The organism is uncultured Mucilaginibacter sp., from assembly GCF_903913935.1.
In the GTDB taxonomy this organism is placed as follows: Bacteria; Bacteroidota; Bacteroidia; order Sphingobacteriales; family Sphingobacteriaceae; genus Mucilaginibacter.
Window position 1 is genome coordinate 1 of the sequence record NZ_CAIWNH010000468.1, and the last position, 10,505, is coordinate 10,505.

Annotated in this window: 10 protein-coding genes and 1 pseudogene; 2 read left to right on the forward strand and 9 right to left on the reverse strand. The window is 42.0% G+C overall.

Annotated elements, in window-relative coordinates:
* Window positions 1-42 precede the first annotated feature (42 nt).
* The 6 genes from QZY09_RS18775 to prfA all read right to left on the reverse strand — a co-directional run bounded on the left by QZY09_RS18775 (window position 43) and on the right by prfA (window position 5,867).
* Entirely contained in the window at window positions 43-1,356 is a 1,314-nt protein-coding gene (locus tag QZY09_RS18775; RefSeq protein WP_295674815.1) for a HAMP domain-containing sensor histidine kinase, read from the reverse strand.
* A 4-nt stretch (window positions 1,357-1,360) separates the two neighbouring features.
* On the reverse strand, window positions 1,361-2,044 hold the full coding sequence (locus QZY09_RS18780) for a response regulator transcription factor (RefSeq protein ID WP_295674816.1): 684 nt from the start codon (window positions 2,042-2,044) through the stop codon (window positions 1,361-1,363).
* A gap of 3 nt (window positions 2,045-2,047) precedes the next feature.
* Window positions 2,048-2,935: a hypothetical protein gene (locus QZY09_RS18785; RefSeq protein WP_295674817.1), complete on the reverse strand. Its 888-nt coding sequence runs from the start codon at window positions 2,933-2,935 to the stop codon at window positions 2,048-2,050.
* 30 nt (window positions 2,936-2,965) lie between these two features.
* The gene (locus tag QZY09_RS18790) at window positions 2,966-3,310 is read right to left on the reverse strand and encodes a hypothetical protein (RefSeq protein ID WP_295674818.1); all 345 of its coding nucleotides are present in this window, start codon (window positions 3,308-3,310) and stop codon (window positions 2,966-2,968) included.
* Between the two features lie 234 nt (window positions 3,311-3,544).
* Window positions 3,545-4,489, reverse strand: a complete 945-nt coding sequence (locus tag QZY09_RS18795) for an FAD:protein FMN transferase (RefSeq protein ID WP_295674820.1) — start codon at window positions 4,487-4,489, stop codon at window positions 3,545-3,547.
* Between the two features lie 304 nt (window positions 4,490-4,793).
* The gene (gene prfA, locus QZY09_RS18800) at window positions 4,794-5,867 is read right to left on the reverse strand and encodes a peptide chain release factor 1 (RefSeq protein WP_295674821.1); all 1,074 of its coding nucleotides are present in this window, start codon (window positions 5,865-5,867) and stop codon (window positions 4,794-4,796) included.
* A 298-nt stretch (window positions 5,868-6,165) separates the two neighbouring features.
* On the opposite strand from prfA, the gene QZY09_RS18805 reads away from it, so the two are divergent.
* Window positions 6,166-7,497 carry an alpha-L-fucosidase gene (locus QZY09_RS18805; protein ID WP_295674822.1) on the forward strand — a complete coding sequence of 444 codons (1,332 nt, stop codon included), beginning with the start codon at window positions 6,166-6,168 and terminating at the stop codon, window positions 7,495-7,497.
* Window positions 7,498-7,604: 107 nt separating this feature from the next.
* Window positions 7,605-8,060, forward strand: a complete 456-nt coding sequence (locus tag QZY09_RS18810; RefSeq protein ID WP_295674824.1) for a hypothetical protein — start codon at window positions 7,605-7,607, stop codon at window positions 8,058-8,060.
* Window positions 8,061-8,133: 73 nt separating this feature from the next.
* Here the strand turns inward: QZY09_RS18810 and QZY09_RS18815 are convergent, their stop codons facing one another.
* The 3 genes and pseudogenes from QZY09_RS18815 to aroE form a co-directional block, all read right to left on the reverse strand.
* The gene (locus tag QZY09_RS18815; RefSeq protein ID WP_295674826.1) at window positions 8,134-9,714 is read right to left on the reverse strand and encodes a M1 family metallopeptidase; all 1,581 of its coding nucleotides are present in this window, start codon (window positions 9,712-9,714) and stop codon (window positions 8,134-8,136) included.
* Between the two features lie 54 nt (window positions 9,715-9,768).
* Complete coding sequence (gldD, locus tag QZY09_RS18820; RefSeq protein WP_295674827.1) at window positions 9,769-10,347, reverse strand: gliding motility lipoprotein GldD; 579 nt, start codon at window positions 10,345-10,347, stop codon at window positions 9,769-9,771.
* Window positions 10,344-10,505: pseudogene (gene aroE, locus QZY09_RS18825) on the reverse strand (shikimate dehydrogenase); the annotation flags it as partial. The gene gldD and the pseudogene aroE, both read right to left, overlap by 4 nt.

A 10,505-nucleotide genomic window follows, 5' to 3' on the forward strand; every position in this document is an offset into this window, starting at 1 on the left:
AAATGTAGATGCCAATACGTGCAGATTGCAATAAATGCAACATTATATTTCAATTAGAAATGCTGGCAGAATGAGCCTAAAGGTGCTCCCTTTATCTTTTTCGGACTGAACTTCAATTTTTATACCATGAAACCCGGCTATCGACTGAACTATAGGCAGGCCCAGGCCGAAACTATCCTGTTGAAGGGATTGCCGCATTTTTTTAAACCTGTTGAAGATATAGGGCAATTCTTCGGAACTTATGCCAATCCCGGTATCAATTATGCTGACCACGAAGTTGCTGCCTTCCCTGATGGCGGTTATTTTAATTTCGCCATTTTCATCGTTGTATTTTATCGCGTTATTGATCAGGTTAAAAAACAAATTAAACAGGAGGAATTTATTTACATGCACCAGGCTCCAGTTTTCGGGAACAGAGGCCTCGTAAGTAATATTTTTATCCTGCAGCCGGATAGATATCTCGTCGTAAACTTCCTGTAAAAGGGATGCCAGCAAAATCCTGTCTTCTTTTAAAAATTGCTCATTCTCAATTTGGGAGATCAGTAATAATGTTTTAGTAATGCTTTTTAAACGGTTTAATATTCGCTGCATCTCCAGCAGCCGTGATTTCAGGTCATCGCTCAGATCTTCGCGCTCAAACATGTTTTCAATCTTCGATTGAAGGATCGAAACAGGCGTCATCAATTCATGCGATGCGTTTGAAATAAATTCACGCTCCTTTTGAAAAGTAGTTTCAATGGTCAGGATCATTTTATGGATGCTGATATCCAGGTATTCGAAGTCGGACGTTGTAGTTTTAACCTTTTTATACGAGCCGAAATTCGGGAACTTGTTCCCGATAAGTTTGGTTTTGATGATTTGGCCGAGCGGCCGCAATACATAACCCGAGTAAAACTGATCGGCAAGAACAGTTAACAGGATCATTGCAAGCAGCACCACAAAGGCGATATTTTGCAGCGGGGCCGTAGTTTCTTCTATGGAATCAATACTTTTTCCGATTTCCAGCAGGTAACTCTTTTTGCCCAGGATAAAATTATAGCTCAGGATGCGATAGCCAATGGTGTCGCCCTCAATCTTTCTTTTTTCGTTCCTGATGGTATCCAGGTTTTCTTCCAGCGAATCCTCATCAAGGCTGTAAAACTGGTCTTTTAACGGGGAATAGGCCGCATATAAATTATTTTTGATGCCGGATATTTTGATGATACCGAGCACTTTTTTCTTCTGCCGCTGAAGTTTATTATCGGTAAAACTTTGGTTGATGTCCCTGATCAGAACGGGCAATAGCAATACGAACAAGGTTACGAGTACCAGTTTTGATATGGTGTTATACAGCGTAAGTTTTGTTCTAAGTTTCAAATACTTAAGTATTGATCTTTATTTTATAACCAAGCCCGCGCACGGTTTCAAGCCAATCGGGCGGGGCGAAGGCGTTCAATTTTTTGCGTATGTTTTTGATATGGGCATCTATATAATTTGAATCGTAATCATCATTAATTACGCTGCCCCAAATATGTTCACTCAGCTGCGACCGGGTTAATGTCCGGTTTTTATGAAGCAGCAGGTAAGCGATCAGGTCAAACTCTTTTTTGGTGATCGTATTTACTTCGTCGTTATAATAACTGATGGTGCGGTCGGTAAGATTAATCAAAAAGCCCCCCAGGTCGACCAGGTTTTGTTTCAACCCAAATTTTCTGCGGGTGATGGCCTGCATCCTGCTGTACAACTCCAGTAACGAAAATGGTTTTGGTAAATAGTCGTCAGCGCCAAGGTCAAGCCCTTTAATGCGGTCATAAACTTCGGCCCTTGCTGTTAATATCATGCAAATAGCCTCCGGGTTACTTTTTTTCGCTTCTTTCAACAGGTCAAGGCCATCATAATCCGGCAGGCCCAAATCAATCAGAATAAAATCATACAGGTTCACAGCGATCTTTTCGGAGGCAGAAGACCCGTTATGACAAACTTCGCAGATGTAATTATAGTTGGTGAGGAATAATTCCAATTCTTCCGCAAGTGCTTTTTCATCTTCAATGATCAGGACGTTCATGCTTTATTTAAAAAATAAATAGAAAAAAGTCAAATTAAAAAAAACTTCGTGCCTGTTTTTTAAGGCCCATTCAACGTTTACCGGTATAGAGTATTTCCAGGAGGCTTCAAAAGTGTAATGCGGCCTGTTGTACGAGATAGGCAGCTTTAAGCTATAGTTCAATACCCTGAACCTTCCGTTATCGTAATCATGAAAATAGGGAGGAAAATCAAGGCCGTGACCAGAGTTGTCATAATTCAAATGCTGTGGATGCAGCGTGGAATATCGCCCAACAAAATTCTGGGTTCCAAGGATCATGCTTATGCCGGGATCAATTGAAAGGTAATCCTTATCGTCAAAAATACTCCAGGTGGTTTCAATATGTTTTGAAGTATTCAAGGTAATGAAATAATCATTGGCATCGCCAAAAAGATAATCGAAAGTAGCGCTTGATTTTGCGAATTTCCAGTCGAAGGCGTTTTTAAAATTGATATCATTTGAAGCAGCCGACATGATTACCGGGGGGGCGTCTTTTGTAAAAATGAAACGGGTATAACTAAACATCCCGGTTAGTGTCTTAGAATAATTAAATAAATAACCCGCTCCAAGGTCCACTTCGTCAATAGCAGGAGTATACCCAAAAACTTGCACCGCCGAACCGTAAACAAAAAAGCCCGATTTAAAATTATATATCGCATCGCCGCTTGCATACGGGTATTTAACCGGGCCCGTCCTCCCAAAAAATTGTATATCGCTTCCATAATTAACGTGTAGTGAAACCGATTGCTCCCGGATCACGGTATCTGTATCTGCAACAGTATGGGCGGTATCTTTAAACAAATGAAGTCTTGTTGCCGCTGCATTTGCGGCATTGCAAATTGTAATAAAAAGTATTGCAAAAAGGTGTTTCATTAATATTCAATAGTTTGTATGTTGAACGTCTTAATTGCCATTTCTTCTTGGTATTTCGGGCGGCCGCTCTAAACCCTCCGGCCGCCGCTGTCGTTTGGGCTTCGGCTTGGGCTTTAAAGATGTCGCGTTGTCCCCGGTTTCAATTTTCTCGGGTTTGGGTTGTTTTTTTGCTTTGGCAACTTCCTTAATTTTCTTTTTATCGTCAGCTTCTGTTTTCCTGGGGTTTTTTGTAGTGTCCGTTAAAATCTTTTTAAAAGGCGAAGGTATGCCTAATGTATAAGTAATTACGTTAAAACGCCTGTTTTTTATTTTTGCGGATAAAAAAGATGGTGCAAATATCAATAAGATGCAAACATATGCAAACCACTTTATCATTGAAGGGGAGAAAAATTGTAAAATTCTTTTCAAATAATGCTATTAAACACTAAAACTATTAAGCTGGTTATATCGCTGTTATGCTGCGCCGTACAATTTTAAGCATAAAAATGCATTTAGCACCATTGAACCTTAATTGATCGGAATTAAATAACCCGGGTTTATTTTTTCAGATTGTTAATGGCAAGCTGCCAACTCCATCCTAACCAAATTTAATAAATTGGTTAAGCCATGTTAATTAAGGGTGCTGATATCTTTTGAGGAATAAACACGCTCATGGTCGTCGATGATGATACAAGCCATCTGGTTGAGCTGGTTGATTAAATATAACCCGGCATTGATCCCTATTGACATCACGGGGGTAGCCATTGAATCGGCAAGTTCGGCGCTGGGGCTGATAATGCTTACACTTTTTATACCGCTAACAGAAAATCCTTTCTTCGTGTTTACCGCATTTACCTTTTTTTGATTGATAACTGCAGTGAATTTTTCAGAATTTACCGATGTGGCCACAGCCATGTTACTGATGTTAATATTTGAAAAAGGCTGTGAACGTTGCGAAGGATCTGCTGTGGCAATTGTCCATGGCTCATGGTCGGGTTGTGCACCCCAGGTCAGCAGGTCGCCGCCGGCGTTTATTACGCCGCTGCTTACCCCGTTCATTTGCAGGATATACCGTGCACGGTCAGCCGCATAACCCTTACAGTTTGCTCCAAATCCGATACGCATCCCTTTTTCCTTTAAAAAAACGGTCTGCGCCGCTGCATCCAACACCACATTCTGGTAGTTAACGCGGCTTATTGTTGCTTTGGTAGCTGTTTTATTAGGGGTATTTTCAATATCTGAGTCCTCTTTATCCGGCGTATAGTAAGTAATATCAAATGCGCCATAGGTTAGTGCTGATATTTGCACTGAGCGGTCTATCAACCTGAAAATTTCAGGATCTGCTTTTACCGCCTTTAAGCCTGCGTTACGGTTAATCTCGTTTATGGTACTATCATCACTAAAAGTACTTAATAGCTTTTCAACCCGGTTTATCTCGGCAATAGCGTCGTCAATACGTTCATCGGCCCATTGCGGGTTACTTCCAACAACGCTGATTTCAAACTGGTCAGCCATAAGCCGTACAGTGCGCCTGAAAATAACTGGTTTGGGTGATAGTGTTTTTATAGCTAACATACGCTTTTCGATATTAAAGTGCGAAACAATAAACCTTTATTTAAAAACCGTCGCAATAAAACCTCTTTAATCAGGGGAAATGAGATTTTGCTAATTTTAAATTCAAAAGTAGAGGGCTTATATGAAAATAAGATGAAAAGGGGGTTACAATAAACGTAATCCAGTGAACAGGGAAATAGCTTACCTGCCTTAAGAGGCAATACAAGATGCAAATATTTGATAATAAGGTGTTTAAATAAATAAAAAACAATAGTCATGTAAATGCTATTATTTTTATTTATTTGATCCGGTAAAATATGAATACCTATGCGGTAGTGCCTTCTTTCAGTTTTTCCGCGTTTTCGGCAAACTGAAGCGCTTCCATGATCTCGAGGATATCGCCGTTCATTACGCCAGGCAGGTTGTAAATAGTAAGGCCTATGCGGTGCTCGGTTAAACGCCCCTGCGGATAATTATAGGTACGTACCTTCGCTGACCTGTCGCCTGTGGAAACCATGGTTTTGCGTTTTTTGGAGGTTATTTCCAGGTGCTTTTGCAATTCCATTTCGTACACCCTTGAGCGTAAAACCTGCAAAGCCTTATCATAGTTTTTTAACTGCGATTTCTGATCCTGGCATTGCGCCACAATACCCGATGGAAGGTGGGTTAACCGCACCGCTGAGTACGTAGTGTTTACGGATTGCCCGCCCGGGCCTGATGCGCAAAACAAATCCTTGCGGATATCACTTACCTGCAGGTCGATATCAAACTCATCCACTTCAGGCAATACCACCACGGTGGCGGCAGAAGTATGCACCCGGCCCTGGGTTTCGGTATCAGGCACGCGTTGAACCCGGTGTACACCCGATTCGTATTTTAACGTACCGTAGGCATCTTCGGCATTTACATTAAATACAATTTCTTTATAACCGCCTGAGGTTCCTTCGGTATAATCCACCAATTCGGTCTTCCATCCTCGTTTTTCGCAAAAGCGCATGTACATGCGGTACAGGTCGCCGGCAAACAGGGCAGCTTCATCGCCGCCGGTTCCGCCGCGGATCTCGATGATCGCGTTTTTGGAATCTTCAGGATCTTTAGGGATCAGCATCAGGCGGATCACTTCTTCCATCTCGTCCTGCTTTACCAGCAATTCGTCCAGCTCGGCTTTCGCCATCTCGCGGAATTCCTCGTCCTTTTCGGTCGCTAAAATTTCTTTATTGCTGTCAATATTGCTCATAATGTTGCGGTAGATATTGTACTCGTCAACAATTTTGGCAAGATCTTTATATTCTTTATTCAGCTGGGCAAAGCGTTTCATGTCAGCCATGGCATCAGGGCTGCTTAATTCGGCTTCAACATCTTTCCAGCGTTGGTATATGGCTTCTAATTTTTCTAACATAATAGGCCTTTCTCGAAAAGCCCACAAAAGTACGCAATTTAAGCCAATATTAATTCATCGGGGTGTAAAGAGATGCGTTCACCTTTAAAACAGGTGCCTTGATGTCGAAATATCGGGCGTTTTGCTAATGTATTATTTTATGGAAATATCGTTAACTTGCCCTCGTAAACTGACCGTTAAATCATGAGAAAAAGTGAAAGCCACGCCCATCCCGGCCGCAATTGTTGTTGCTATGTTATGTCCTCAAAAACACCCTTATCAAATAACTCAGGTAACGTAAATTCAATTTTCAACTAAAATGACCAAAAGACTCCTTCTATTTTTTTGCTTTTTTTATTGCACCACATTTTATTGCAACGCGCAAAATAAAATCGACCCTAAAACCATCGCAGGTAAAATGCAATGGTTCCAGGATGCCAAGCTGGGTATCTTTATCCATGCCGGCATTTACTCGGTAAATGGCATTGATGAATCATGGAGTTTTCATAATAAAAAGATCAGCTATGCTGATTATATGAAACAGATCAGCGGCTTTACCCTGAAAAAATACGACCCTGCGTTTTGGGCCGACCTGATCAAAGAGAGTGGCGCAAGGTACGCCGTCATCACCACCAAACACCATGATGGTGTAGCAATGTATGATACCAAAATGGATAACCTGAGCATTGTAAAAGCTTCGCCGGCAAAAATGGATATGATCAAACCGTTTTTTGAAGAACTGCGCAAACGGGATATCAAATGCGGGGCCTATTTTTCGCTGATCGATTGGTCGTACCCGGATTACCCCGGTTTTTTAAAGGATAGCTCGCGTTACGACGCACAAAATGATTATGCGCGTTGGAATAGGTTCCGGTCATTTTTCCAGGGACAGATCAAAGAGATCGGCGATAAATTTAACCCCGACCTGTGGTGGTTTGATGGCGACTGGGAACACAGCGCCGAAGAATGGGAGGCGGAAAAAGTAAGGCATATTATCCTCTCCAAAAATCCTTCCGCAATAATTAACGGTCGCTTGCAGGGCTATGGCGATTATACCACGCCAGAGCAAAACTTCCCGGTTACGCGGCCGCCTTATAACTGGTGGGAACTTTGCATGACGGTGAACGACAACTGGGGCTACCAGCAACATGACCAGAACTGGAAAACGCCTTACGAGATCATATCCATTTTTGCGGACGCTGTTTCAAACGGTGGCAACCTGTTGTTGGATATCGGCCCGAAGGAAGACGGTACCATTCCTGATGAAGAAATCAATGTATTAAAAGAATTGGGCGCCTGGAATAAAAGAAACGGGGAGGCTGTTTTTAATACCGTTGCGGGCATACCACAAGGACATTTTTACGGTCCTACTACTTTGTCAAAGGATTCAACTACGTTGTATTTATTTGTTCATGCCAAAACAAGCGGACAAATCATGCTTAAAGGGCTCGACAATAAAATTGAAGACATCACCGTATTGGGCAATGGGGCAAAGCTAACCCACAAGGTAGTGGGTAAAATATCGTGGAGCCCGGTACCGGGGCTGGTTTATATCAACCTACCAGAAGGCGCTCAGGATAAATACATCACTGTTATTAAGCTGAAACTGGACAAGCCTGTGAAATTGTACCGGGGGCAGGGAGGGTTGTAATTATAAGGCTGGGTTGACAGAAAAGTTCATTTTATAAGCGGAGGTACGGCTGTTAAGCGTGCCGCTTGACAGAGCGGGGGTAAATCATAACTAACAACGAAAAAATAATGAAAGAAATAGTAGATTTTATAGAACATTTAGAATGTCCATTGATAGATGGAATTATATATTCTGATCATACAATACAACTTTGTGACGTTCAAGTGTCTCGGAATAGACCAAAAGAATATAAAATACAAGTGTCGTCCATTACCTCAGTTGATAAACTAGAAAAAGAAGGCAAATTAGCGTGGGTCAGCTGTTCGATTTCAGATGAATATATTGATGAAGCGCATTCCATAAAAGTTGTTTGTGGCGAAGCGAGCTATGGCGGAGATGGGTTTGTCGGCGTCATGAATTTGACACAAGAAAAACTGATCTGGCTCGCTTTTTTTACCAATTCAAACCCATTTTATAAAGTAACTGTAGTGGGTACGCAAATAATAGCGGTTAGCACCCATGAATGTGAATGGAAATTTGACATAGATACCCCCTCCCATATGTCCGTGGTATGTAGCCGCTAACTAAACAACGTGACAATGAGCGTGTTTCAAAGCGTTCCGCCTGTTTCGGGTGGTAAAATGGAACGCTACCGACCTATTGGCTTTCCCCAACCTCAAACCCGGCCAGTAAATTCACATCAGGATCGGCTATTATGGCCTTTGGTTTTTCTTTTGAAGGGAAAACTGCATTAACGGCCTTGTTTTTTATGTCGAGTATCCTGGTTTTGCCGTCTATTGAAACCGCTAAAGGAAATTCGAATAAAGTGTTTTGTTTTTGGGTGATAGTCATTTCAACCACCTTTTTACTTTCATTGTATTTCCAGGTAATATTTAACTGCGGATGCCCGGCCGTATACAGCCATTGCTTAAAAAACTGCTGCAGGTCTTGGCCGCTCGCTTTTTCCATTACCTTGCAAAGGTCATCGGTATTGGCATTGCTGTTTTTATATTGCGCATAGTAGTTGCGGATGCCTTTCCAAAATATGGTATCACCCAATTTTCTGCGGAGCATGTGCAATACCCAGCCGCCTTTTTGATAGCTATTGGCATTCAGCATTTGCATAAAGTTGTTTTTTACAGCGATATCCACAACAGGTGTAAGCCGCCTTTTTTCAAACTTTAAAACAGTAGTTCTGTCGGCCCTTAACCGTGCCTTTAAAGTGTCCGTGCCATATTTATTTTCGAGATACAGGTTGGTCATGTAGGTGGCGAACCCCTCGCTCAGCCATAAATGGGCAAAGCTTTTTTCGCTGGCTGCATCACCAAACCATTGGTGGGCTATCTCGTGGGCCATTAATTCTTCAATGCCTTTGCTGGTAACGGAGTTTTCAAAATAAAATATGGCACTGGCGTTTTCCATCCCGCCGAAAATGGTTTTTGATTGCACATTGGTCAGTTTTTCATAAGCATATGGGCCAATCATTTTTATGTAATAAGGCAGGATCTCTTTAGCCACCTGGTAGCTTTTGAAGCCGGCTTCTTTACTTTCAGGGAACACATAGGTGTATAAGGGGATATTGCCAATGTCCGCAGGATGATCAACGGCAAAATCAGCCACGCCTATCACCATTACTTTTGTAGGCAGCGCTGAACTTTCACTCCAGTGGGTCAGCTTAAAATGTCCCGGCAAAACGGTTTCAAGAGTTTTAAGGCCGTTGGCAATAACCTGGTAATGATCTGGAGCGGTAACAATAAAATCTACCCTTGCCTTATCTGCCGGGTAATCAGCACAGGGCAGCCAGTTTTGCGCGCGATCAGGCCAGTTGTCGCCAAAAAAAGTACGGTGTCCAAATTCATTTGTTGAAATGATCAAACCATCTTCAGGGATGCCGGCATAAGTAATTTTATAACTGTGCTGGCTATTGGCTTTTGCAGGGGTTTTGATAATTAACAGATCGCTGTCCTGGTTAAACGATAATTTATGGCCGGCCTCATAAACTGATGATACCCGCATGCCCTTGCCCGATTTTTTTGTTTTAACCAGGTTAAGACTGAAGGAATTTACATCTTTTAAAAATTTAAGCTCAACAACTGCTTTGCCTTTTATAGTATCGTTAGCATCATTTAATTGTATGGCAAAAGTATAATGCTGCACATCAATGGCCGGGAACTGAACCTGGGCTTTTGAATTAAAAGCGATAACCAAAAACAGTAAAAAATAGAAGCTTCTTCGCATGATTAAATATTTTATATGAGCCTAATCTCTAATCTCCAGCCTCTATTCTCTAACCTACTTCCACCTGAAACTTTTGATCATCACATTCACATCCTGCTTTACAAAGGTTAATACCGGCTGTATCGAGTCGAGCCGCGGCTCGGTATTAAAATAAAGCGCGCCGCGGATATAGTTTTTGGTACTGTCGGTTAAAAAGAATTGTACGGATGATGCCGCATTGCCGTCTATCGTGTAATAAATGCCATAAACTTTTTGCTCCGGGTACGAGATTACCCCGGCATCAATACCGGTAGCCTTTACGGTATGTTTAAAGCTGAGCTTGTGCGCGTCCTCCACCAGTTTATCAAATTCCTTTTTTGATCTGATAGGCTCGTAGCTTAAATGAAGTGTTCCGTTAAACTGCGTAAACTGGATGTTCATCCAGCAGGGCTTCGCATCGGGGTTTCTGTCAGGTTCTATCTTCGCATATTTGGGGTAGTCGAACATGATGGGGCAACCGCCGGTATACTGCTGGTATTCTTTTTTAGGGAAAATAATGCGGTAATACCCCCTTGGTTTCGGCGAATAACTATTGTTGCCGCTACATGAAGCAAGGCAAAACAAGGCTATTAAAAATACCGCAGCGCACCTCATGGATATATTTCTTTTTGCGTCCATATTTCCCAACTCTTTTCGGCCTGCAATATCAGCATTTCGTATCCATTTTTTATTGTGGCGCCTTTTTGTTCGCCTTTTTCTAAAAACAGTGTTTTTTCAGGATTATAAATGAGATCGTACAATAAATGATCCTC